Source organism: Pradoshia sp. TA40_28 (assembly GCF_059694525.1).
On record NZ_JCATZO010000016.1, the window covers coordinates 1 to 22,966 of the forward strand.

26 protein-coding genes and 2 riboswitches are annotated in these 22,966 nt (G+C 36.6%); of the genes, 20 read left to right on the top strand and 6 right to left on the bottom strand.

What is annotated here, in order from left to right; translation table 11 throughout:
- Nucleotides 1-263 precede the first annotated feature (263 nt).
- The 5 genes from AC58NB_RS16025 to tsaD all read left to right on the top strand — a co-directional run bounded on the left by AC58NB_RS16025 (nt 264) and on the right by tsaD (nt 3,156).
- Nucleotides 264-395, top strand: coding sequence for a hypothetical protein (locus tag AC58NB_RS16025; RefSeq protein WP_497427803.1), 132 nt, complete (start codon nt 264-266; stop codon nt 393-395).
- Nucleotides 396-542: 147 nt separating this feature from the next.
- On the top strand, nt 543-983 hold the full coding sequence (tsaE, locus tag AC58NB_RS16030; protein WP_497427853.1) for a tRNA (adenosine(37)-N6)-threonylcarbamoyltransferase complex ATPase subunit type 1 TsaE: 441 nt from the start codon (nt 543-545) through the stop codon (nt 981-983).
- Nucleotides 983-1,693, top strand: a complete 711-nt coding sequence (gene tsaB / locus AC58NB_RS16035) for a tRNA (adenosine(37)-N6)-threonylcarbamoyltransferase complex dimerization subunit type 1 TsaB (protein WP_497427804.1) — start codon at nt 983-985, stop codon at nt 1,691-1,693. The genes tsaE and tsaB overlap by 1 nt, the downstream gene beginning before the upstream one ends.
- On the top strand, nt 1,694-2,146 hold the full coding sequence (gene rimI / locus AC58NB_RS16040; RefSeq protein ID WP_497427805.1) for a ribosomal protein S18-alanine N-acetyltransferase: 453 nt from the start codon (nt 1,694-1,696) through the stop codon (nt 2,144-2,146).
- Nucleotides 2,140-3,156 carry a tRNA (adenosine(37)-N6)-threonylcarbamoyltransferase complex transferase subunit TsaD gene (tsaD, locus tag AC58NB_RS16045; RefSeq protein ID WP_497427806.1) on the top strand — a complete coding sequence of 339 codons (1,017 nt, stop codon included), beginning with the start codon at nt 2,140-2,142 and terminating at the stop codon, nt 3,154-3,156. The genes rimI and tsaD overlap by 7 nt, the downstream gene beginning before the upstream one ends.
- Nucleotides 3,157-3,403: 247 nt before the next feature.
- On the opposite strand, the gene AC58NB_RS16050 is transcribed toward tsaD, so the two are convergent.
- Nucleotides 3,404-5,323, bottom strand: coding sequence for an ABC-F family ATP-binding cassette domain-containing protein (locus AC58NB_RS16050; protein ID WP_497427807.1), 1,920 nt, complete (start codon nt 5,321-5,323; stop codon nt 3,404-3,406).
- Nucleotides 5,324-5,622: 299 nt separating this feature from the next.
- On the opposite strand from AC58NB_RS16050, the gene AC58NB_RS16055 reads away from it, so the two are divergent.
- Nucleotides 5,623-5,688, top strand: a complete 66-nt coding sequence (locus AC58NB_RS16055) for a cyclic pyranopterin monophosphate synthase MoaC (protein WP_497427854.1) — start codon at nt 5,623-5,625, stop codon at nt 5,686-5,688.
- Nucleotides 5,689-5,939: 251 nt separating this feature from the next.
- Nucleotides 5,940-6,599 (top strand): redox-sensing transcriptional repressor Rex, encoded by a 660-nt coding sequence (locus AC58NB_RS16060; RefSeq protein WP_497427855.1) that lies wholly within the window; start codon nt 5,940-5,942, stop codon nt 6,597-6,599.
- Nucleotides 6,600-6,634: 35 nt separating this feature from the next.
- On the opposite strand, the gene AC58NB_RS16065 is transcribed toward AC58NB_RS16060, so the two are convergent.
- Together AC58NB_RS16065 and AC58NB_RS16070 are read right to left on the bottom strand one after the other, a co-directional pair.
- Complete coding sequence (locus tag AC58NB_RS16065) at nt 6,635-6,847, bottom strand: YdiK family protein (protein ID WP_497427808.1); 213 nt, start codon at nt 6,845-6,847, stop codon at nt 6,635-6,637.
- Nucleotides 6,844-7,575, bottom strand: coding sequence for a CPBP family intramembrane glutamic endopeptidase (locus AC58NB_RS16070; RefSeq protein ID WP_497427809.1), 732 nt, complete (start codon nt 7,573-7,575; stop codon nt 6,844-6,846). Before AC58NB_RS16070 ends, AC58NB_RS16065 begins: the two co-directional genes overlap by 4 nt.
- Nucleotides 7,576-7,875: 300 nt before the next feature.
- On the opposite strand from AC58NB_RS16070, the gene groES reads away from it, so the two are divergent.
- The gene (groES, locus tag AC58NB_RS16075; protein WP_497427810.1) at nt 7,876-8,160 is read left to right on the top strand and encodes a co-chaperone GroES; all 285 of its coding nucleotides are present in this window, start codon (nt 7,876-7,878) and stop codon (nt 8,158-8,160) included.
- Between the two features lie 55 nt (nt 8,161-8,215).
- Nucleotides 8,216-9,850: a chaperonin GroEL gene (gene groL / locus AC58NB_RS16080; protein WP_497427811.1), complete on the top strand. Its 1,635-nt coding sequence runs from the start codon at nt 8,216-8,218 to the stop codon at nt 9,848-9,850.
- A gap of 260 nt (nt 9,851-10,110) precedes the next feature.
- On the opposite strand, the gene AC58NB_RS16085 is transcribed toward groL, so the two are convergent.
- Entirely contained in the window at nt 10,111-10,368 is a 258-nt protein-coding gene (locus tag AC58NB_RS16085) for a hypothetical protein (RefSeq protein WP_497427812.1), read from the bottom strand.
- Nucleotides 10,369-10,519: 151 nt separating this feature from the next.
- Here AC58NB_RS16085 and AC58NB_RS16090 point away from each other — a divergent pair, with 151 nt between their 5' ends.
- Nucleotides 10,520-12,904 carry an AAA family ATPase gene (locus AC58NB_RS16090; RefSeq protein WP_497427813.1) on the top strand — a complete coding sequence of 795 codons (2,385 nt, stop codon included), beginning with the start codon at nt 10,520-10,522 and terminating at the stop codon, nt 12,902-12,904.
- 667 nt (nt 12,905-13,571) lie between these two features.
- Nucleotides 13,572-13,952: an aminoacyl-tRNA hydrolase gene (pth2, locus tag AC58NB_RS16095; protein WP_497427814.1), complete on the top strand. Its 381-nt coding sequence runs from the start codon at nt 13,572-13,574 to the stop codon at nt 13,950-13,952.
- Between the two features lie 323 nt (nt 13,953-14,275).
- Here pth2 and AC58NB_RS16100 read toward each other — a convergent pair whose 3' ends face one another.
- Nucleotides 14,276-14,461: a hypothetical protein gene (locus tag AC58NB_RS16100; RefSeq protein WP_497427815.1), complete on the bottom strand. Its 186-nt coding sequence runs from the start codon at nt 14,459-14,461 to the stop codon at nt 14,276-14,278.
- A gap of 481 nt (nt 14,462-14,942) precedes the next feature.
- Here AC58NB_RS16100 and AC58NB_RS16105 point away from each other — a divergent pair, with 481 nt between their 5' ends.
- The 5 genes from AC58NB_RS16105 (at nt 14,943) to AC58NB_RS16125 (ending at nt 18,698) form a co-directional block, all read left to right on the top strand.
- Nucleotides 14,943-16,130 (top strand): Bcr/CflA family efflux MFS transporter, encoded by a 1,188-nt coding sequence (locus AC58NB_RS16105; protein WP_497427816.1) that lies wholly within the window; start codon nt 14,943-14,945, stop codon nt 16,128-16,130.
- A gap of 217 nt (nt 16,131-16,347) precedes the next feature.
- A complete protein-coding gene (locus tag AC58NB_RS16110; protein WP_497427817.1) occupies nt 16,348-17,115 on the top strand; it encodes an aspartate/glutamate racemase family protein in 768 nt (255 codons plus the stop codon).
- 297 nt (nt 17,116-17,412) lie between these two features.
- Entirely contained in the window at nt 17,413-17,730 is a 318-nt protein-coding gene (locus AC58NB_RS16115; protein WP_497427818.1) for an AraC family ligand binding domain-containing protein, read from the top strand.
- Between the two features lie 71 nt (nt 17,731-17,801).
- Entirely contained in the window at nt 17,802-18,293 is a 492-nt protein-coding gene (locus AC58NB_RS16120; RefSeq protein ID WP_497427819.1) for a lactoylglutathione lyase family protein, read from the top strand.
- Between the two features lie 24 nt (nt 18,294-18,317).
- A complete protein-coding gene (locus AC58NB_RS16125) occupies nt 18,318-18,698 on the top strand; it encodes an SLAP domain-containing protein (protein ID WP_497427820.1) in 381 nt (126 codons plus the stop codon).
- 369 nt (nt 18,699-19,067) lie between these two features.
- On the opposite strand, the gene AC58NB_RS16130 is transcribed toward AC58NB_RS16125, so the two are convergent.
- On the bottom strand, nt 19,068-19,502 hold the full coding sequence (locus tag AC58NB_RS16130) for a general stress protein (RefSeq protein WP_497427821.1): 435 nt from the start codon (nt 19,500-19,502) through the stop codon (nt 19,068-19,070).
- Nucleotides 19,503-19,926: 424 nt separating this feature from the next.
- A riboswitch (cyclic di-AMP (ydaO/yuaA leader) is annotated at nt 19,927-20,070 on the top strand.
- 85 nt (nt 20,071-20,155) lie between these two features.
- Nucleotides 20,156-20,296, top strand: a riboswitch (cyclic di-AMP (ydaO/yuaA leader).
- Nucleotides 20,297-20,389: 93 nt separating this feature from the next.
- On the opposite strand from AC58NB_RS16130, the gene AC58NB_RS16135 reads away from it, so the two are divergent.
- The 4 genes from AC58NB_RS16135 (at nt 20,390) to kdpA (ending at nt 22,942) form a co-directional block, all read left to right on the top strand.
- Nucleotides 20,390-20,542, top strand: coding sequence for a hypothetical protein (locus AC58NB_RS16135; protein ID WP_497427822.1), 153 nt, complete (start codon nt 20,390-20,392; stop codon nt 20,540-20,542).
- A gap of 89 nt (nt 20,543-20,631) precedes the next feature.
- A complete protein-coding gene (locus AC58NB_RS16140; RefSeq protein ID WP_497427823.1) occupies nt 20,632-21,018 on the top strand; it encodes a hypothetical protein in 387 nt (128 codons plus the stop codon).
- A 143-nt stretch (nt 21,019-21,161) separates the two neighbouring features.
- Nucleotides 21,162-21,239, top strand: a complete 78-nt coding sequence (locus tag AC58NB_RS16145) for a potassium-transporting ATPase subunit F (protein ID WP_497427856.1) — start codon at nt 21,162-21,164, stop codon at nt 21,237-21,239.
- 29 nt (nt 21,240-21,268) lie between these two features.
- Nucleotides 21,269-22,942: a potassium-transporting ATPase subunit KdpA gene (gene kdpA / locus AC58NB_RS16150; protein ID WP_497427824.1), complete on the top strand. Its 1,674-nt coding sequence runs from the start codon at nt 21,269-21,271 to the stop codon at nt 22,940-22,942.
- Nucleotides 22,943-22,966 lie beyond the last annotated feature (24 nt).

Sequence of the window (22,966 nt, forward strand, 5' to 3'; positions counted from 1 at the left end):
CTTCAGCGCCGATGGTAGTTGGGACGCGAGTCCCTGTGAGAGTAGGACGTTGCCGGGCAATCCAAACCAGTTCAGTTGATGAACTGGTTTTTTTGTATATTCAAGTTTGTGAAAAGTGGTGGAAGGGTGAGGTAAACCACCTATATAGCATCGATCCCCTAGTATACGTACAATAACGGCAGAAAGGTGAGTTGGGAAACAGTTAAGTTAGTATACCGTCCCTGTGAGAGGGCAAGGATGCATAAAGAGGGATGAAAGGATGTATGAGTGTAGTCAGAAAACAATTATCCACCCGGAAAAAAGCGACGCAAAAATACTGCAAGAAAGATACAGGAACAAAATATGATGTATATGACCCTCATTTCTGGGAGATGATTCTAGCTATCATCGTATGATCACACTTGAAAATAGCAATAGTCTAACTATCTGCTCTCTTTTACATCTGAAAAACCAATTAAAAAACGAAATTGGATTTACACACTAAAATAATGTAAACTTTAATAATAAAATATAAAGCTTGGTGAATGACTGTGACCGAATACATGAGAATTTGTAGTAGTGAAGAAGAGACGCAGAAGCTGGCAGAAGAGATTGGAAATCGCCTAATTCCAGGTTCAGTGATTGCGCTTGAGGGAGACCTAGGTGCAGGTAAAACAACATTTAGCAAAGGAATTGCTAAAGCGATAGGTGTAACAAGAAATGTGAATAGCCCGACCTTTACCATTATGAAAGAATATAAGGGAAAGTTTCCACTTTATCATATGGATGTATATCGGATAGAAAATGAAGACGAAGATTTCGGATTTGAAGAATATTTTGAAGGGGAAGGGGTCACGATTGTTGAATGGGCTCACCTGATAAAAGCGCAACTACCGAATGAACTTTTAACCTTATATTTATATCATGATGGAAATGATAGACGGAAAATTATAGCAAAACCTAAAGGTGAATTTTATGAAAAGCTGTGTGAGGAGATATTTTAATGAATGTATTAGCAATTGATACATCTACGAATGTCCTGGGAGTGGCTGTTGCTAATGAAAAAGGGATTATCGGAGAGCAAATAACATATACAAAACGAAACCATTCTGTGCGTGCGATGCCTTCTATAGAAGCAATCTTGAAGGAATGCGGGCTCACACCAAGAGATCTGAATAAAATAGTGGTGGCTAATGGGCCAGGGTCTTATACGGGCGTGAGAATTGGCGTAACCATTGCCAAGTCTTTTGCATGGAGTTTGGGCATACAATTAACAGGTATATCAAGCCTAGAGGCACTTGCTTTGAATGGACGGTATTTCAATGGTTTGGTATGTCCATTGTTTGATGCCAGACGGGGACAGATTTATACAAGTCTTTTTAAATGGAATAATGGAGAATTGGTGAGAATGGAGGAGGATCAGAATGTGTTGGCCAGTGAATGGGCAGACCATTTGAAGTCATTTAATCAACCTATTCTGTTTATAGGAAATGATCTTCCAATTCATACGGAGACATTCACGGAAATCTTAGGTGATAAAGCAATTATAGCACCACTGTCACTTCAGCATGCGAGACCTGGAGAACTAGCGATACATGGTATGAATCAGCCTGGTGTTGATATCCACTCCTTTGTCCCAAATTATGTACGTTTAGCTGAAGCTGAAGCGAAATGGCTGGAAGCTCAAGCTGAACAGAAACAGAGGGAAGAATAAATGAATAAGACGATTACATTTCGTAAGATGACTTTAGAGGATCTTGATGGTGTAATTGAGGTGGAGCATGCTTCGTTTACTCTGCCGTGGAGCAGGGAAGCCTTCTATAATGAATTGGTAAACAACCAATATGCTTACTACTTGGTGGCTGAGGATCAAGGAAAGGTAGTTGGTTATTGCGGTACATGGTTCATTTTGGATGAGGGCCATATCACGAATATTGCCGTTTTGCCCGATTGGAGAGGCCATAAAATCGGGGAAGAATTAATGGTACGAATGATGGGCAAGGCACAAAGCATGGGTGTGAAAAAGATGACTCTTGAGGTACGAGTGGGCAATCAAACTGCTCAAAGTCTCTATCGTAAAATGGGCTTTAAAGATGGCGGTATTAGAAAATTTTATTATACAGATAATATGGAAGACGCATTAGTAATGTGGGTGGAATTATGGTAAAAGATAATCAATTAATTTTAGGAATAGAAACCAGTTGTGATGAAACCGCAGCTGCAGTAATTAAAAATGGCCGGGAAATACTATCCAATGTAGTGGCATCACAAATTGAGAGCCATAAACGTTTTGGAGGAGTTGTCCCTGAAATTGCTTCAAGGCACCATGTAGAAGCAATTACGCTTGTAGTGGAGGAAGCATTAGAAAAAGCAGCAATCTCTTGGGAAGATCTCGATGGAATTGCGGTCACGGAAGGTCCTGGGTTAGTAGGTGCTTTATTAATAGGGGTAAATGCGGCAAAAGCAATGGCTTTTGCTCATGGGGTTCCACTTATTAATGTTCACCATATTGCAGGGCATATATATGCTAACAGGATCCTCACTGAGTTTTCTTTCCCTCTTCTTGCATTGGTTGTATCCGGTGGCCATACTGAACTGGTGCTGATGAGGGAGCATGGAGATTTTGAAGTTATTGGAGAAACAAGAGATGATGCTGCAGGCGAAGCCTACGATAAGGTAGCTCGTACGTTAAAGCTTCCTTATCCAGGTGGTCCGCATATTGACCGACTTGCACATGAAGGACAGCCAACGGTTAAATTACCACGTGCATGGCTAGAAGAGGATTCCTATGATTTTAGCTTCAGTGGATTAAAATCGGCTGTTATTAATACATTGCATAACGCCAATCAAAAAGGTGAAACCATAGCGTCTGAAGACCTCGCATGCAGCTTTCAAGAAAGTGTCATTGATGTCTTAGTGACCAAAACACTAAAGGCAACGGATGAATATCAGGTTAAACAGGTCCTGTTGGCAGGCGGTGTAGCTGCCAATAAAGGGTTAAGAGCTCGGTTAGAAGAAGCTTTTGCAGATAAAAAGGACGTGGAATTAATAATACCTCCACTTTATTTATGCACGGATAATGCAGCAATGATTGCCGCTGCAGGTAGTATTGCATTTGAAAAAGGTAAAAGAGCTGCGATGGATTTAAATGCAAATCCAGGTCTGATATTAGAATAAAAGTAAGGAGGATTACTTCTGTTTTGGTAATCCTCTTCTTTTTGTTGATAAAAAGTTGACTGAAAAATGGAATGTCTCTGAAAACTGTGGATAAGTATGTGTTATCAACAGTTTCTGTGGATAATGGATTGAAAAACTGTGGATAATGTGGAAAAATCAAATTAAACCCTATTTCACAACTATAGTATTGTGGATAATAATGTTGATAAAAAACCAAGTCATTTCTGACTTGGTTTAAAATCGTGTTTTATTCGTCCTGTAAAGAGGTCCACTCTTCCATTAATGCTTCTAATTCTTCTTCTGCGATAGTAAGATTAGTTTGCAATTCTAAGGATTTTTCATGATCCTGATAGATTTCTGGTTCACATAATTGTATATTTATATCGGATATACGTGTATCGAGTTTTTCTATCATAGCTTCTATTTCTGTGATGCGCCTTTGACGCTGGCGCTCTTTCTTTTTAAGTACCTTATCTTCCTGATACGTGGTTTTATCTGTCCCTGAGCGATTGGAGGCAGTCTCTGCTTGTTTTTCTAATTCAGCAATTTCAGCCTGTTCTTGTTTTTTATGAATATAATAATCATAATCACCCAAGTATTCTGTTGCACCATCTGTGTTCATTTCTAATACTTTGTCCGCAATCCGGTTAATAAAGTATCGGTCATGGGAAACAAATAGAAGAGTGCCAGGATAATCAATCAGAGCATTCTCCAGCACCAGTTTACTGTCTAAATCCAAATGGTTGGTAGGCTCATCCAATATCAATAGATTGGCTTTTTGCATCATTAACTTGGAAAGAGCCAAACGTGCTTTCTCTCCGCCACTTAAGGTAGAGACAGGCTTCATCACATCATCACCACTAAAAAGGAAATTGCCCAATATGGAACGGATGTCCTTTTCAGGCTGGCCGGGGTAGTCATCCCATAACTCATTGAGTACAGTTTTCTTGGATGACAAATTAGCCTGTTCCTGATCGTAATAGCCGACTGTCACGTTAGTGCCGAACTGAAAACCTCCATTTAAAGCTGGAATCCTGTCTACTAATGTTTTTAATAAAGTTGATTTCCCAATTCCATTAGGACCTATCAACGCAATACTTTCTCCTCTAGTGATCCTGAATTTCAAATGACTGGCAACAGGTGTTTCATATCCAATGGCTAAATCATTTGCCTGAAGGACTTCGTTTCCACTTTGCACCTCAATATCAAAAGCAAAATTAGCTGATTTTTCGTCACCTAAAGGTCGATCCATCACTTCCATACGCTGCAGGGCTTTTTGCCGACTTTGTGCCCGTTTTGTAGTTGACGCTCTGGCCATATTCCTTTGGACAAAATCTTTTAATTTTGCAATCTCATCCTGTTGTTTTTCATAAAGCTTAAGATTACGCTCATATTCTTCTGCTTTTTGATCCAAGTAATTGCTATAATTTCCTGTATATTTCTTAATGGATGTTCGTGAAAGCTCCATTACTTGATTAACGACTTTATCGAGGAAGTAGCGATCATGAGATACAATTAGGATCGAACCTGGATAGGATTGCAGATAGCCTTCAAGCCAGCTTAATGTATCAATATCAAGATGGTTAGTTGGCTCATCAAGAATGAGCAAATCAGGCTTCGTTAATAATAATTTACCTAGAGCCAGTCGTGTTTTCTGTCCGCCGCTTAAGCTGTTAATAGAGGTAGTATAATCATAATCGGAAAAACGTAAACCGTGTAAGACGGAGCGTACATCTGCTTCCATTTGATATCCACCAGAATTTTTAAATTGCTCTTGCAGACGGTCGTAGTCTTTTAAAACCCGATTATACTTTTGTTCATCATTATAGACAGAAGGATCAGCCATTGATTTTTCTAAGGATCTTAACTCAGCTTCTTGTTTTTGTAAGCTTTCAAAAACAGAAATCATTTCATCCCAAATAGAACGATCTGATTGTAGGCCTGTATTTTGGGCCAAGTATCCAATCGAAACTTCCTTAGGTTTATAGATTTCTCCGCCGTCATGTGAAAGGTGCCCGGCAATGATTTTAAGCAGGGTAGATTTACCTGCACCGTTTCTGCCAACAAGAGCAATCCGGTCTTTCGTTTGAATTTCGAGCTTAATATTAGATAAAATTGCTTCAGCACCATAGTATTTGGATACATTATTAACTTGTAAAATAATCATTATTCTCACCTCAGAAAATACATACCTTAAGTGTAGCCTACAGGGGACAAGCACTGCAACTTAATAGAAAAATTGTGAACGTCCACACAAAAATTACCAAAAACATTTAAAATATTATAAAATAGGAATAGGAGAAGAACCTTGAGTTTATTTCCCTATTTTAAATAAGGGAAAAACTCGTATGGTAGTTGTAAGAAATAATCAGAATTCCTGTTGCATAATCCTATTGTTTTACTAAATAGATGAAATTGCGATAATATAACGAATCCATAAAATAAATATATAAGAATAGGCTCAGGATAGCAGGAATTATGGCAACAAAGAAAACTTCTGATATAATTCTTATGTGTCACCCAATTGCATGAAAAGGAAATAGTTATTGATTTGATTTTGGGAAAGACGCTAACAAGAATAAAAATTATTCGTTCCACTGTAAGTACTGATATTGAAATAGAGGCTTTAATAGCCGCTTTTAGCCGCTTCATTAACTGTTTATGGGTTTGAGCAAAGTGTTAGATGAAGGTATGGCTTGGGGATATAACCAATTAGGACCAGCAAAGCCAACTTGATCATATGGAATACTGATTGACTAGATAGAAAAGGGAGAAGGGAATTCATTTTGCAGGAAAATACTAAAATACCGCAGGCTACAGCCAAGCGACTGCCATTATATTATCGATTCATACAGAATTTACACGCATCAGGAAAACTACGAGTTTCTTCCGCTGAGTTAAGTGAGGCTGTAAAAGTAGATTCAGCCACCATAAGAAGAGATTTCTCATACTTTGGAGCTTTGGGCAAAAAGGGCTATGGTTACAATGTAAATTATCTATTATCCTTTTTTAGAAAGACCTTGGATCAAGATGAAATTACAAAGGTTGCTCTGATTGGAGTCGGTAACCTGGGTACAGCATTCTTAAACTATAATTTCATGAAAAATAATAATACAAAGATTGAAATGGCGTTTGATGTTTCTCCTGACAAAGTAGGAACCTTGATTGGAGATGTTCCGCTGTTCCATATGGATGATTTAGAGAAAAAATTGGCTAAGCAAGATATTAAAGTAGCCATTTTAACGGTTCCTTCGCAGGTTGCCCAATCGATTACCGACCGTTTAGTATCCGCGAACATCAAGGCTATTTTGAATTTTACGCCGGCACGACTAAATGTGCCTGACAGCATTCGGGTTCACCATATTGACCTTGCAGTAGAATTGCAATCATTAGTTTATTTCCTTAAACATTATCCATCTGGAAACACGGAAGAATCAGAATAAAAAAATCTCGAAGGTTAATACCTTCGAGATTTTTTTTATTCCTTTGGTTTTTCATTTTTCATTTTTTTAATTTGCTTATGAATCATTAATAAGCGGATTCCTGAACCAACATCTAGTGTGGCTAGTATAATTAAGAAATAGGTGAAGAAATCCCAACCGCTGCGTGATACATTTTGAACAGCGAAAAAGATAAAAATAGCACCTAAAATTAAATAAGTTGTTGCCATATACAAGGGTGAACGTCTCATAATAAACCTCCGATAAAGCTTTGAACTTTATTAAGCTCTTCCATATATTTTTCTATATCTTCTTTTAAAACTGATTGCACGATTACGACTAGTGTATTCATAGCCACATGAGCAAAAATAGGAACGATGATTCTCTTTGTTTTAACATATAAATAGGCAAATGTGAATCCCATTGCCGTATAAAGCAGGATATGGACAAACTCCATATGAGCCACAGCAAAAATAAGCGAACTGATTAACGCACTTAGGAAAAAGTTCAATCGTTTATGTAAGGTACCAAATACAATTTTCCTAAAAACAATTTCTTCTAAAATGGGCCCCAGTATTGAACTGACGATTATAACAGCCGGCACGGCCTCAATTAGGGCTAGAATATTTTGTGTGTTTTCAGAGCCAGTTGGAATGCCCATAGTTTGTTCAATGGTACCTGCAAGGGATTGTGAAAACAAGGCTAGGAATATCCCACCAATAGCCCATCCGACTGATGCTCCAACACTTGCGCGATCAGATATGTCTCTATTATTTCTTTCATGTCTCAAAAGAAATAGAGTAATGATGAAGGCAAGAATGAAACTTATTACAATCCAATACCCCGCTGCCAATATCCTCGCCCGTTCCAAGGGAATATCTGTGTTCGAGAAGTAGGCCAACATTAATGGCCCTCCAAGAATAGAAGAAAATTGCATAGCTATATAGGTGATTAAAATTGACCAATAATGTTTTTTCAAATCAAAAAAGCTCCCTTAATCATTTATATATGTTCAAAAACGTATATCTTTAATTTTAACCGTTTTTACCTCATAGTTACAATCACGAAACATTTTCCTTTGACTCCACTACCATATTTATATAAAAAAGGATATTTTAACTCGTTTTGGGGAAGATAATTAAATGATGATAAAATTTAAAAATTTTAACTTATATCACTTGCAAATCATTGTCTATTTATTTAAACTATAAATTGTGTTAGCACTCAACGTTAAAGAGTGCTAATAAAAATGGAGATAACTTTAAGGAGGTAGTTTTACTTGTTAAAGCCACTAGGAGATCGCGTTGTGATTGAACTTGTCGCACAAGAGGAAAAAACTGCAAGCGGCATCGTGTTACCAGACACTGCCAAAGAAAAACCATCTGAAGGCAAAATTGTAGCGGTAGGAACAGGCCGTGTCCTTGAGAATGGTGAGCGTGTAGGATTGGAAGTATCTGAAGGCGATCATATTATCTTCTCTAAATATGCAGGTACAGAAGTTAAATTCGAAGGTAAAGAATACTTAATTTTACGTGAAAGCGACATTTTGGCCGTTATTGCTTAATTAAAATGTCGATTAAAAAATAACATACTAAAAACTTTGAGGAGGTAATTTTCGTATGGCAAAAGATATTAAATTTAGTGAAGAAGCTCGCCGCGCTATGTTGCGTGGGGTTGATGCATTAGCTGATACAGTAAAAGTTACACTTGGACCAAAAGGACGTAACGTTGTTCTTGAAAAGAAATTTGGTTCTCCACTTATCACTAACGATGGTGTAACAATCGCGAAAGAAATCGAGCTAGAAGACGCATTTGAAAACATGGGTGCTAAATTAGTTGCGGAAGTAGCAAGCAAAACAAATGAAATTGCTGGGGACGGTACAACTACTGCAACAGTTCTTGCACAAGCTATGATTCGTGAAGGATTGAAAAACGTTACAGCTGGCGCTAACCCAATGGGCGTTCGTAAAGGGATTGAAAAAGCGGTTGGAGTTGCAATTGAAGAATTAAAAGCCATCTCTAAACCAATCGAAGGCAAAGAATCCATTGCACAAGTTGCAGCGATTTCTTCTGCCGATGAAGAAGTAGGCGCTTTGATTGCTGAAGCAATGGAGCGTGTTGGTAATGACGGTGTTATCACAATCGAAGAATCCAAAGGATTCACAACTGAACTTGATGTAGTAGAAGGTATGCAATTCGATCGTGGATACTCTTCTCCATACATGGTAACAGATTCTGATAAAATGGAAGCTGTATTAGAAAATCCATACATCTTGATTACAGATAAAAAGATTTCTAACATTCAAGAAGTACTACCTGTCCTTGAACAAGTTGTTCAACAAGGTAAACCATTATTGCTAATTGCTGAAGATGTTGAAGGTGAAGCACAAGCAACTTTAGTTGTGAACAAACTTCGCGGAACATTCAATGCAGTAGCTGTTAAAGCTCCAGGATTCGGTGACCGTCGTAAAGCTATGCTAGAAGACATCGCTGCATTAACTGGCGGTGAAGTAATCACTGAAGAGTTAGGCCGTGACCTTAAATCTGCTACATTAACTTCTCTTGGACGCGCTGCAAAAGTTGTTGTTACTAAAGAAACAACAACAATCGTAGAAGGTGCAGGAGAAACTAGCGAAATCGGTGCACGTATCAACCAAATTCGTTCTCAATTGGAAGAAACAACTTCCGAATTCGATAAAGAAAAATTACAAGAGCGTCTTGCTAAACTTGCTGGCGGCGTAGCAGTTATTAAAGTAGGAGCAGCAACTGAAACAGAATTGAAAGAGCGCAAACTTCGCATTGAAGATGCTCTAAACTCCACTCGTGCTGCTGTTGAAGAAGGTATCGTAGCCGGTGGTGGTACTGCACTTGTAAGTGTGTACAACAAAGTGGCTGCTGTTGAACTTGAAGGCGATGCACAAACTGGTGTAAATATCGTACTTCGTGCTCTTGAAGAGCCAGTTCGCCAGATCGCTCACAACGCAGGCCTTGAAGGTTCTGTAGTTGTAGAACGTCTTAAAAAAGAAGAAATCGGCATTGGCTTCAATGCAGCTAATGGCCAATGGGTAAACATGATTGAATCTGGTATCGTGGACCCAACAAAAGTAACTCGTTCTGCGCTTCAAAACGCAGCTTCTGTTGCGGCTATGTTCTTAACAACTGAAGCAGTTGTTGCTGACAAGCCAGAGCCAGCTGGTGCAGGCGGCGGAATGCCTGACATGGGTGGCATGGGCGGAATGGGCGGCATGATGTAACACCCAATAAAACCCCTTGGTAACAAGGGGTTTTTTGTTTGCTTAATTTTATATGACCACATTTTGACCACGAAAAAGAGAGGATTCAATTTCTCCCTTTTTGTGGTGACTAACGCCTCCGTTGTTTAAGTACGTTTCTCACAAACGTACTCCACACTCTTCATTCATTACAGGAATGCTGCCCCGTTACTTTCATAAGTAATATAACTTAAAAGGACATAATCCTTATTCAATAACGCTCCCTAGCATAAGCACAATGTTTATAATTTACTAATTGCTAAATTACTGAGATTAGTGATTGTTTCTTCAAAAGTTCTGATTGGCTTGTAACCTAATGATCTGATTTTTTCATTCGAGTAGATGGCACATTCCGCTTGACGAATGGGAATTTGATATTCTTTTCCTAACACTCTGATCCACTTTAACCTAAAATTTTGTTCTGGGAAATTCCCATCAATTGCATTATATACGTCTCCAGATTTTCCATTAGAACAAAACAAATGTATCATTTCTGCCAAGTTATCTGCGTGAATCCAAGGTACAATGCTATTAACTTCTATTGATGAAAAAATAATTTGTAACCTTTTTTCTCCAATTTCCGCAATAATAGGTTATTATCCTTTATAATTATATGTAAATAAATAACATATGTTTAAGGGGAATTAAATAATGTCTATTAGCGCAATTAAATTAAAGGGTGGATATTTTAAAGAAGATAAACAATTTCAATTCTTTGATAAGCATAAACAAGTAGCAGCTATTATTTATGGGAAAAATGGAAGTGGAAAGTCAAGTCTAGCTCGTGCATTTCAAGAAGTTTTCAATCCAACTTCTGAAAATGAGTTCGCCAACATCGAACTATCACAGTTAAGAGAACATCCAGGACAAGGCTTAGAACCTTTACCTATAACGAACGCTACAATTCCTTGTTATGTACATAATGAAAATTATACGCACCAAACAGTTTCTTTTAATGATAACGGACTTGAAACTATCGTCATGTTCGGAGAACAAATTGATATAAACAATGAAATTGATATTTTAAACCAAGAATTAGAAGGTTTGAAATCGAAGTATGAGATTGTTGAGAATACCTATGATAAACTTTTAGATCCAACTTTCAAAGAATCTCATTTATACATATTAGAGCAAATTAAAAAAAAATTAAAAACTACTTGGGCAAGTAGGCATCAAAAAATAACAGGAAATAAGACGGCAGGTAGAGTAGATAATTCTTTAATTAACGAAATATTAAACTACAATGAAATAAGTGAAACTACTGATTCTTTGACTGAAGTTTTAAAAACATCCCTTCAAAAATATAAAAAATTAAGCATGGCTAATTATATCGATGAATTGAGTCCGTTAAGATTGCCTAATGAAATCAAAAACTTAACTAAGTTCCTAGCAACCGAGTTACAAGAACCTTTATTGACAGATAAGGAACAAAAAATCTTAGATATTTATAATTCTTTAAATAACCAGGACGCTTCTAAATCATTAGATTTTTTGAAAAGTACAAACTCTATTTGTCATACATGTTTTCAACCAGTTGATCCTCAGCACAAAACAGATATTTTAGATACCATAAGAAAAATTTTAAATACTGATGAAGCAAATAATTTAATAAGGCAAATATCTGATATAAAATCTCAACAAATTAATTTAAACATATCTCATTTAGATAAAATAGTTGAAGAACATTTAATATCATCTTTAAACTTAAAAATAGAGAAATTAAATTCAAGCTTTCAAAATCTAGATGAGGAAAGAAAAAATAAGATTAACAATCCATATAAACCGATCAACCCTCAACTCGATGTCGAACTTATGATTAATGATATTAACAATATTATTGATAAAGTAAATGTCCAAATTATTGAGTTTAATAAAGCAATCAAGAAAAAGAATGAAGCGCTTGATGATTTAAAATCCCTTAACAAAAAACTAGCCTATTTAGAATCAAAAGATTTAATAAAAATTTATAAAGGAAAACTTCTTAACTTCAACGACTTAAAAAAAGAGAAGGAACTTGGTTATAGTAATATTAAAAGGACAACAGAAAAAATAGAAAAGAAAAGAGCTGCTTTAGCTAATGTTGAAATAGCTTTAGAATTAATCAATAGTTATCTACAGTATATTTTTTATGATGAAAAAAGACTCTATTTAAGTTCGTCATATAATTCATATACTATAATGAGCAGAGATGAACCAGTTAAACCAAGTTCACTTTCTATTGGTGAAAAAAATATAATTTCATTATGTTATTTCTTTTCCACATTATTTAAAAATGAAAATATCAGTGAACTATTTAAAAAAGAATGTATATTGATATTAGATGACCCATTATCCAGCTTTGATTTTGAGAACAAAGTTGGTGTTTATTCCTTTTTAAGGTATATTCTTAACGAATTACATACTGGAAACACTCATAGTAAAGCTATTATTTTTACTCATGATTTAGATGTTCTATATAATATGACTAAAGTTTTTAGTGATATAGAAATTAAACAACGTAACAATAAGATAAAGCTATTCCACATGTATAACCAAAATTTAGAAGCAATAAATTCTATGAATTATGATGAATATTCTAGATTACTTCAAAATATATATGATTTTGTCATTGATAACTCAGTTAATGACTTGAATTTAGGAAATAATTTACGAAGAGTATTAGAAGCTTTTGCTACTTTTAATTATAAATGTGGTATTGAAGAATTAACTAGAAATCCTGATATTCTCGAAAAAATACCTGCAGAATGTCGTAGTTACTTCAGTAACAGTATGTATAGATTAATTTTAAATACAGAAAGCCATTTAGGAGAACGTTCAAAATTAATTCTTTCTACATCATTCAAAGAACATTTTTCAATTGATGAAAAAACTCGTACGGCTAAGGATATATTAATGTTTCTATATTTCTTAAATCGAGTTCATCTTAAATCACATCTAAATAAAGATGGTGATGTTTCTCTTAAGATTGCACAGATTGAATCTTGGATTACGGAGACGTTTTCTAGTTCTGATTCTAAAATTCCTGTTTCAATATAAAAACTTCAAAGATGTAGAAATGAACAGAGCATTTAAAGTAGAAGAAGTTGATGAACTTAACAATAACTCCTGAATTGTCAATTAAAGTCTACACATTCAGATAATGAAACAACTGTAAAAAGCGATGCATGTGAAATGCTTCGCTTTTTAAATAGGTAAATTGTATATATTTGTTTATCTGGATAAAATTCATCATTTAGTCTTTAAGAAGTGGCTGAGATTAATGATAACTAATTTGACCACGTATTGACCACATTTTTACTTCAGCATATTTAACTATATTAGTAATGTATTAAGATAATATGATATTTTGATAGAATCTATTAGATTATTTTTCAGCATTTTTATGAATAAGTGATGGGCGGCATGATGTAATCTGCCCTTCCCAATTTAAAGAAGCATCTCTCAAGTTGAAAAACTTGTGGGATGCTTCTTTTTTTTGATTCCGGAGGATCTAAATTGTATTTTTAGCAAACAGCACTAGCGATGACCTCTATGAAAGCTAACAATGAACAGGTATTCCCATTTAAAAAGGGTAGATCAAGAACGTTACTTTAACTTTTACTCATCAAATTTTCCCCATTTAGGCACCAATTGACACATGAAAAAATAAAATGGAGTTATGTGAACAATAGCAACATATTCTTTGCGAGAAGGAGATATCAGTGTGGAAAAGAAGTCAAGCACAACAAAGATGGTTATCGTGATGAGAAAAGATTTACAAATGACAAAAGGGAAGTATGTAGCGCAAGGAAGTCATGCCTCCTTGGGGGTTGTAAAGTGGATTGAATACAATGGAACTGAAAATCATAAAGAAATACTAACCAAATGGTTTGATGAAACATTTGTAAAAGTGACGGTTTATGTAGAAAGCTTGGATGAATTATATACGATTTATCATCTTGCAAAGGAAAAAGAATTGCCTGTAAGGCTAATCACTGATAACGGATTGACCATGTTCAACGGCGTTAAAACAGATACATGTCTTGCTATTCTTGGTGAAAGAGAGAAGGTAGATGAAGTCACGGGTCATTTAAAATTATTATAAATTTTTCTTGTTAGAGCTATATTCTTAAAAACAAGTGCTTGCTTCAAAGCAGTTGAAACGGTTGATTCACAATTACAGGATATTCACAATATAAGTAGGGTAGCAGTTTGCCATCTTATTAAGCTGAAAGAAAGTGGACCATTTGAAACAGGTGGAAGGCATTCTGATTAATGTTTTTTTTATTTTTGCTTCAAATTCAGTTGTTAATAATGATGGAGATATAAAAAAGAGGCGCTCTTAGTGTAGCGATTTCAGTCCCGTAAGTTAAAATAACAATTCTAACTTACGGGCAGTACACTAGATGCGCTTCTTTTTTATTAGTATTAACAACATTGACATTCATTCAAATGATTCTCTAAAAGCTGTTTATAATGCTTTGCTTTTTTATATTGGGTAATTTTATAAAGGTACTCAGCTGGATGCTTAGCATTGCTAACAGCAAATACAGCATTCATATAATCTATATTAAGTTTTGATTTAGTCTTATTGTCAATTTTAATTGTATTCATGTTAACACCTCATAAGTTCTTAATTAACTATAACGGAGTATACAACAAATTTTTATCAATTATTTATTTCTAACAACCTTGTTAGGAATTGAAAAGTTGTTGTTATTTTACAGATAGGTAGTTTTATTGGAAATTTTCAGAAATTGAGGTCAAAACGTATTAAAGAGATACAGTACAGTAATATCAATATGGTTTGGTCAATAATTTTCGAATGACGTATTGTTATATTCTCATTACTTTCAGTACGTTTGGTCTGCTGATTTGAGATAATCTTAGGCTTTCTGAGTGAAGGCCTGTTTGTCGAATAATTTCCGTATTTTACATGCAATCACTAGATTGGTTTCCTGTTAAGCTAGGATAATGTGGAATATTTTCAACAAAGGAAGCTTTGAAGCAGAGTTGCATAGAAGGATTGGTTTCTACCGTATAATTCTGCTGAAAATATAATTCACATGATCATAAGAACGATAGGAAGATGTAAATGTCACAAAAATATTTGAAAAAAGGCGGGCTTATTGCCTTCATTGCCTTATTATCGATGACACCTCCTTTGGCAACAGACTTATATATGCCATCGTTGCCGGAGATGACTATCTACTACCAAACAACCTCATCTGTTACTAGCTATACGATGACGATATTCTTCATTTTTATGGCAATTGGGATTTTGCTTCTTGGTCCGACGAGTGATAAATATGGGCGAAAACCAGTCTTAATTGGCAGTACTCTTGTTGCCCTGACTTTTAGTATCGTCTGTGCAATCTCACCATCCATTTGGCTCTTAATCGCAGCCCGGGCGATTCAGGCGTTTGGCGCAGGTGGAATGGTCGCCATTGCGACAGCTTTGATTAAAGATAGCTTTGAAGGAAAAGAGATGTCTAATGTCCTGTCCATTACACAGGCAATAGTTTTGCTTGCTCCAATGCTTGCACCCATTATGGGAGCGGTTATTTTAACCTTTTTCAGCTGGAAGATGACTTTTGTGGCCTTGGCTGCTCTATTCCTCATAACACTCTTAGGCGCCTTCCTTTTAGAAGAAACTTTGCCGCAGGAAAAAAGAGTATCCGGCAGTACATTCAAATCCATTTTACGGTTAACCAGTGTTGTGAAGGATACGAAGTTTTCCGGCTTATTGCTTGTGGTTGCTCTTTTAATAGCGCCTTTTATGGCCTATTTAACACTTGCATCTTATATTTATATAGATGGGTTTAACCTTTCGGAATCAGCCTTCAGCCTTTATTTTGCTGGCGCTGCTTGTGTAGGAATGATTGGACCATTTTTATATATGCGAATCGGCGGCAGCGTTTCAGTTAAAAGATCGATCAATATCAGCTTTGCCATTGTCGCCATAGCTGCCTGCCTGCTATTCTTTGTGGGCTCCGCTAGTCCGCTTGTATTCTTGTTATGCTATGTTCCATTTACGGTCGTCTCGACTTATCTCAGACCGATGGTGTCAAATACGCTACTATCTATGCAAAAGTCAAATGTCGGTGCGGCTTCAAGCTTGATGAACTTTGGCTTTATAGTTATCGGTAGTGTAGGGATGATGGTCGGTTCACTTCAGTGGGGAGATTATATTAAAGGTTTGAGCATGACCATGCTAATTTTCCTTGTTCTATCCCTGTTACTATGGGTATATTGCTTGCGGAAAAAGGTCATTACAGATTAATGAATTTATCTAATAAAAAAGAGTTGCCTAAGGATTATGATCCGTTCGGCAACTCTTTTATTATATGTAGGGAATTTTTTGACGCTGGCAATATCAAGGACCTAATAATGATTTTCAAGCGGTCTCAAATTTGTGTATCAGATACTACCCCCTTTTTTACGTATAAATTAATGGTTCTGTAAAAGACTAATCCTGATTAGAAAGGGGAGAAGAATGAATGCATTATGGATATATTGGTCCTGGGAAAAATTCAGGCCAGCTTGTACAAAAAAAGGGGCGTTATGTAACCGGGTTTTCGGTTGGTATTTTATATTTGGATGAAAATTCTTATCCGGTTATTCCCGGCAATGTTGCCAATTATTCAACATTCCCGTTCCCAGTCCATTACAAATTGGTCCCTGGCTGTACGGGTCAGCGTATATTAAATAATGATCGAGCGCTGGAAAAAGTGATAATTGATGCGGCTAAGCAACTTCAAAGTGAAGGAGCAAAGGTAATCTCTAGTGCCTGTGGTTTCTTTGGTAACTTTCATAAGCAAATAGCAAATGCCTTAGAAATTCCCGTATATCTGTCCAGTCTCGTTCAACTGCCAATGATCCAGGTTGGATTAAAGCCAGCGCAAAAGATCGGCATATTAACAGCCTATGAAAGAGGATTAACAGATTCTCTTTTAAAAACTTGCGGTGTTACAGACAGATCCAATTTGATCATCGGTGATTTGAGCCAAGGAGAAGAGTTTTCATCTATTTCGAATGGAACTGGTACGTTTAATAATGAAAAGCTCCGTGATGAGGTCGTGAAGAAGGCAGTTGAATTAAAAGAAAAACATCCGGAAATCGGAGCCATCTTATTGGAATGCAGTGACCTGCCGCCCTATGCATTCGATATCCAGCAAGCAGTACAGCTGCCTGTATATGATTTTATTACTCTCATTAGCTGGGCCCACTATGCAAACAGTCAAAGCCCATACTACGGTTTTATTTAAGAACATAAATCTTTAAAAATAAATCCGTAAAGCCAAACACAAGTCCGATAAGCTTGTGTTTTTTTCTTTACCACAATATTGTCTACGTTCTACCTATATAAAAGAACCACCTTTAGTAATGATTCCTCTGTATCTACTTATACCTATTTAGGGCAAAATAATAGAAAGCAATTTGAGTCAAAAAATGGAAGTAGAAAGCACTTTCATGAAATGATTTTTTGGTTAGTATACTAGTATAATAAAAGGTGTTCCAGAAAGCTTTCAATAGAACACTGACTTCCGGGAGTGTGAACAGTAGTGAAAAAAGGGGCAAAGGATTTTTATCAACCTAAAGTACTGGATGAATCAATTTTGGCTTTTTATCGTCTTCAAGGATTGAATACACATATGTCTGGATTTCATCAATTTGAACCACACAGCACATATGAGATTTATGTCTTTGATGAAGGCCAGTGTAACTATTTTATTCATAATAGAATATATGATTTACAGCCAGGGGATATCATTCTTTTGGATGGATTAACTTTGCATAAGTCAAATACCACATCTCCTGATACCTATGTACGGAGTATGGTTCATTTTTCACCAGCTTGGTTGGAGAAGATGCTTCAGTAGTTTGCTTTATATTAGAGAGGAAAAATAATTAGTAGTATATTTAAGCTAAACATCTAAAAGGGGAGATAAATTTGAGATATCCACGTTCATTTTCACATATAGGGATTTCTGTACCAAATGTAGAAGAGGCAGTGAAATTTTATTCTGAGGTAATGGGTTGGTATATTATTATGGAGCCATCTGATGTGATTGAAGATGACAGCCCAATTGGCATCATGTGTAAGGATGTATTCGGAACTGGCTGGGAGAAATTCCGTATTGCCCATATGGCAACAGTTGATAAAATCGGTATTGAGTTATTCGAGTTTCCGAATAATGAAAAGCCAGAGAATAACTTTGAATATTGGAAAACAGGTCTTTTCCATTATGCAGTCCAAGATCCTGATATTGAAGGTCTTGTTGAAAAAATAGTTGCACACGGAGGTAAACAACGTATGCCAATCCGTGCATACTACCCAGGAGAAAAACCATATCGTATGGTGTATTGTGAAGATCCATTCGGTAATTTAGTTGAAATCTATACACACAGCTATGAATTAACCTACTCAGAAGGTGCTTATTAATATAAATAGAAGAGGGTTTTTTTCTTGCAACAATTAAAATTTGAGAAATCATGGGATAAAGCATTAGCTGCCCAGGACCGACAAAGTATCGAAAGAATTTTTGATAAAACAAAAGATCTATACAGCCCTGATAATGTCATTTTTACTCCTATCCGAGAAGCCATTAACCATAAAGAAGCATTGCTCATATCTGTATTGGTCCATAACTTTACGGACCACCCTCTTGTCTTTAACAATGTAAGATTGCTATATGGAATTCAAGGGGAAGTTATTGCAGAAAAGTTATTCGCCTTACCTCAGCTTGTTATTCCATGTCGTGTGAGTATGCCTTGGACATTCATATTTCCAAAGGGGAGCTACACATTACAGACTTCCTTCAAGCATGGTCAATTAGAGATGAGATAAAATTATATGTAAGATATGATTGGCGGTTTAGGATTTAGTTCGACTTTGTTACTTATTAAAGAGTTAAGTTGAAAGAAAATTCCGTTCCATTCGCGCTTACTCCACTCGCTTTCCGCGGGGAGGAAGGCTTTAGCCTCCTCGGCTACGCCTGCTCAGGTCTCAGCCTTTCCTCTACTTCCCGCAGGAGTCGAGTGGCTTCCGCTACATTCTACTAAGTTTAATAATGGTATATAGAAGTGACAAATCTAGAAAACAAATAAAAACCCGAACTATTAGGCGAAATATTTATTAAAATATTACCTAATAGTTCGGGTTTATCATTGACTGAAATATTTATGTCCCAGCCTCTTTTTATATTACTTTAACATACTATTTTGGGTGAACAATGACGAGGAATTTTCCATCTTGAACATCATTATAGTATTGTTGAGCTTTCTCTTCAGGGAGTCCAATATTCATTAAAGACTTCAATAATCCGCCTTCACTAGATCTGGTTCCCATCAATGCGCCGCCAAGCATAGTTAATAGAGGACCTGCAACTAATACTGCCCCCAATCCTGGGGCCAATACAGCTGGTAATCCTGCCAGGGCGCCAGCAATGCCAATTGCCCCTCCAGTAGCAGCTCCTGCAATGGCTCCATCCATAGTAGAAGTTTTCACTTCCTGTGTCATCCTGGATAAATCATTTGCATGGTTGGCAATGACAGAAATCTCATCTGTGGTATAGCCTTGTTTTTTAGAATCTTCGATAGCTTTTGCTGCTTGTTGCTCAGTTTCATATACGTTGATAACATAATCACTCATTCTATCCCTCCCAATTTCTTTCTAAGGGGTATTTACCCATTTTTTTAGGTTTAGATACCTTTTTCTTTTGATAGTCCTTTTTTGTTGAAGAATTAGAAGTATTCCTCCCTCTGAATCTCTAGGAGAACCATTCAAAAAGTATGAAAAAAGACGATTCTTTCGAACTAGTTCCAAACAAACGGCTTATATTTAGTCCATTATGAAACATGGGGATCATTAATTGGTTCATATGAAAGTTTTTAAATTTGTAGATTGAAATAACTATAAAGTCGATGAAAAATAAAGGAAGTTTAAGAAATCATTGGATGAAGTAGTTATATTGGTTTATTTTACCTGTATTTAATAATTTATACAAAAATTCGGGGTTTTTGTTGCCTTTACAACTGGAAAATACCGGAGTAGTATTACTCTCATAATTAAATATCATTCTTAATCGCTGAATCTTTTAAAGAGCGGGGGAACCAATTCTGTGACACTTGTCACTCGGGGTGAATCCTAAATCAAGGTAGGGCTACTTCCATGGTCCGAATCCGACAGCTAACTTCGTAAGCGTTAAGGGAGAGGATGGTGTAACTGGGGACTCGAAAAGTTATTTCGACCACAGGGCAGACCCTCTGTGGTCTTTTTTAAAATTTAACAATTTAATACGTTAATATCTTAAATCGCTGAATCTATTAAGAGCGGGGGAACCAATTTTGTGACTCTTGTCACTTGGGGTGAATCCTAGATCAAGGTAGGGCTACTCTTATGGCCCGAATCCGACAGCTAACTTCGTAAGCGTTAAAAGAGGAGGTATTACCTTTGGTTTAAAAGCCCACTGTGTAATACAGGGGGCTTTTCTGTGCCTTTTTGATGGTAAATTTTAACAATTATAAAGGAGGAACCAAATGTTACGTATGAGTAATCTGGATATTAAGCTGCTTGAGGAAAAGGCAAAAATAGCGGATGAAAATGCAAGAAGAGCAAATTCAGTCGCTCACCAGAATAACCCAAAGTATATTTCAATTTATCCGAATGATTTCACTAAAATCAGATATTAATAGGCAATAAGTGTTGTCCTTTCTATAAATCGGTCAACAAACAATGATGGAGTATAGAAAGGACAGCTTATCCTTCAGGAGGATGTAAAGTGGGAAACGTGTTGATCATCGGCAAAGGCAATCTTTATACATCAGTGATTTCCAGTGATAGCTGCAGGGAAAAGGCATTTGTTGTGATGCCATATAAGCAATATTTTAAATCTCTTTCCAACACAGAGAATGGCAATACGAGAATGGATAACCTAAATGAAATGGAAAAGAGCTTTATTGTATACGATAAAGTTTACATTATTTCAGATTCTATTAACGAGGGGGTTGAATTGACTGCTTTCTTTTCTGAATTGGGTACGAGGCGAATCATTGTTGCGACGCAATGCAGCAGAGATTATCAGCTTTATAAAAAGCTAGGTGCCAGACTCGTTTATATTAGTAAACCTGGAAGCTGTTCATATAGCTGGTTAACGAATTCTCTTTGAGATTATAAGTTTAAAAGCAACCTTTAAGAAAGGAAGGTTCATGTGGATCTTATTTCAATTGGATTGGCAGGAGGAATATTTCTACTGTTCTTTGGATTCATCAAGTTTTGTGACAATGTGATTAAGGAACGAGGTCAAGAAAAATGATCTTTATAGGAATTATTGTAGGTGGACTTGCGATTTATTTAGTTGATGCCTTAATTCATCCAGAGAGATATTAATTTATAAAAACACTATGGGGGAAAGAATAATGGATTTTATACAAATAGCATTGGTCATAGCAGTTGTTGTTTTACTTGCTATACCTATGGGGCGCTACATAGCCCGTGCTTTCTCTTTAGAGGAAACAAAGCTTGATCGGGCATTTGGCGGCATAGAGAAAATAATGTATAAGCTTTCTGGAATTTCGCAAACGAATATGAAATGGCGGCAATACGCAAAGGCATTATTGGTTAGTAACCTAGTAATGTTCGCTATATGTTATCTAATCGTTCGTTTTCAAGGTGCTTTGCCAGGGAATCCAAGTGGAATTGCTTCAATGGATCCGTTCTTATCTTTTAATACAATAGCGAGTTTTTTAACCAACACTAATTTACAACATTACAGTGGAGAATCAGGGCTCTCCTATTTATCACAAATGATGGTTATTATCTTTCTGATGTTTACAACACCTGCGACAGGGATCGCACTATGTATCGCTTTTATGAGAGGACTGACAGGGCAAAAAAGTATCGGTAACTTTTATGTGGATTTAATCCGTGCACATACACGTATTCTGATTCCGCTTTCCATCCTGGTTGGAATCGTACTTGTAGGTCAGGGAGTACCACAAACGATAGAGCCGACGATTACAGCAACGACCTTGGAAGGTGCTGAACAGCAAATTGCGCGTGGACCCGTTGCAGCTTTGGAATCTATCAAGCATTTAGGAACAAATGGCGGAGGATTCTTCGGTGTGAACTCTGCACACCCATTTGAGAATCCGACACCACTCACGAATGTTATTGAAATCTTATCCATGTTTTTACTACCAGCTTCACTGCCAATCGCGTTCGGACATATGGCCAGAAGCCGTAAGCAAGGCTGGATTTTATTCAGTGCAATGGGAATGATGTTTCTTGCCTTCTTATCGATCGCCTATTTTAGTGAAGCAAATGGAAACCCAGCACTTCAAGAAATCGGCCTATCCCAATCAGATGGCAGTATGGAAGGAAAGGAAGTGCGGTTTGGAATCGCCCAAAGTGCCTTATTCACAGCTGTTACAACAGCTGCAACGACAGGCACGGTAAACAATATGCATGACACGTTAACCCCGCTTGGAGGGTTGGTTCCATTGGGTGAAATGATGTTGAACTGTGTATTTGGTGGGGATGGGGTTGGAACCGTAAATATTTTAATGTATGCCATTCTTGCCGTCTTCTTAGCAGGATTAATGGTTGGCCGAACACCGGAATTTTTAGGCCGTAAAATTGAAGCAAAAGAAATGAAATTAATCGCTATCACAATTTTAATACACCCCCTGATTATTTTGGCTCCATCAGCCATTGCATTGGCAACAGAAATGGGTACATCAGCCATTTCAAATACGGGATTCCATGGAATCACTCAAGTTATCTATGAATTCACTTCATCTGCGGCGAACAATGGGTCAGGATTTGAAGGCTTAGGTGATAATACACCATTTTGGAATATTTCAACAGGATTGGTGATGTTATTTGGCCGCTATTTCTCCATGATTGCCATGATAGCTGTAGCTGGGTCGTTATTAAGTAAAAAGCCTGTCCCAAAAACGATTGGGACGTTTAAATCTGATAACAGTACATTTGTAGTTCTCTTGATTGCAACAGTTTTAATCGTAGGGGCATTAACATTCTTCCCAGTCATTGTACTTGGGCCGATTGCGGAGTATTTGTCGATTCGTTAATGAAAGAAAAAGAAGATAAAGGAG

Excerpts from the sequence above, each read along its gene's own strand:
- AC58NB_RS16025 (WP_497427803.1), top strand. The coding sequence starts at position 264 with ATGAGTGTAGTCAGAAAACAATTATCCACCCGGAAAAAAGCGACGCAA.
- tsaE (WP_497427853.1), top strand. The coding sequence starts at position 543 with ATGAGAATTTGTAGTAGTGAAGAAGAGACGCAGAAGCTGGCAGAAGAG.
- tsaB (WP_497427804.1), top strand. The coding sequence starts at position 983 with ATGAATGTATTAGCAATTGATACATCTACGAATGTCCTGGGAGTGGCT.
- rimI (WP_497427805.1), top strand. The coding sequence starts at position 1,694 with ATGAATAAGACGATTACATTTCGTAAGATGACTTTAGAGGATCTTGAT.
- tsaD (WP_497427806.1), top strand. The coding sequence starts at position 2,140 with ATGGTAAAAGATAATCAATTAATTTTAGGAATAGAAACCAGTTGTGAT.
- AC58NB_RS16050 (WP_497427807.1), bottom strand. The coding sequence starts at position 5,323 with ATGATTATTTTACAAGTTAATAATGTATCCAAATACTATGGTGCTGAA.
- AC58NB_RS16065 (WP_497427808.1), bottom strand. The coding sequence starts at position 6,847 with ATGAGACGTTCACCCTTGTATATGGCAACAACTTATTTAATTTTAGGT.
- groL (WP_497427811.1), top strand. The coding sequence starts at position 8,216 with ATGGCAAAAGATATTAAATTTAGTGAAGAAGCTCGCCGCGCTATGTTG.
- AC58NB_RS16090 (WP_497427813.1), top strand. The coding sequence starts at position 10,520 with ATGTCTATTAGCGCAATTAAATTAAAGGGTGGATATTTTAAAGAAGAT.
- AC58NB_RS16100 (WP_497427815.1), bottom strand. The coding sequence starts at position 14,461 with ATGAATACAATTAAAATTGACAATAAGACTAAATCAAAACTTAATATA.
- AC58NB_RS16105 (WP_497427816.1), top strand. The coding sequence starts at position 14,943 with ATGTCACAAAAATATTTGAAAAAAGGCGGGCTTATTGCCTTCATTGCC.
- AC58NB_RS16110 (WP_497427817.1), top strand. The coding sequence starts at position 16,348 with ATGCATTATGGATATATTGGTCCTGGGAAAAATTCAGGCCAGCTTGTA.
- AC58NB_RS16130 (WP_497427821.1), bottom strand. The coding sequence starts at position 19,502 with ATGAGTGATTATGTTATCAACGTATATGAAACTGAGCAACAAGCAGCA.
- AC58NB_RS16135 (WP_497427822.1), top strand. The coding sequence starts at position 20,390 with ATGTTACGTATGAGTAATCTGGATATTAAGCTGCTTGAGGAAAAGGCA.
- AC58NB_RS16145 (WP_497427856.1), top strand. The coding sequence starts at position 21,162 with ATGATCTTTATAGGAATTATTGTAGGTGGACTTGCGATTTATTTAGTT.
- kdpA (WP_497427824.1), top strand. The coding sequence starts at position 21,269 with ATGGATTTTATACAAATAGCATTGGTCATAGCAGTTGTTGTTTTACTT.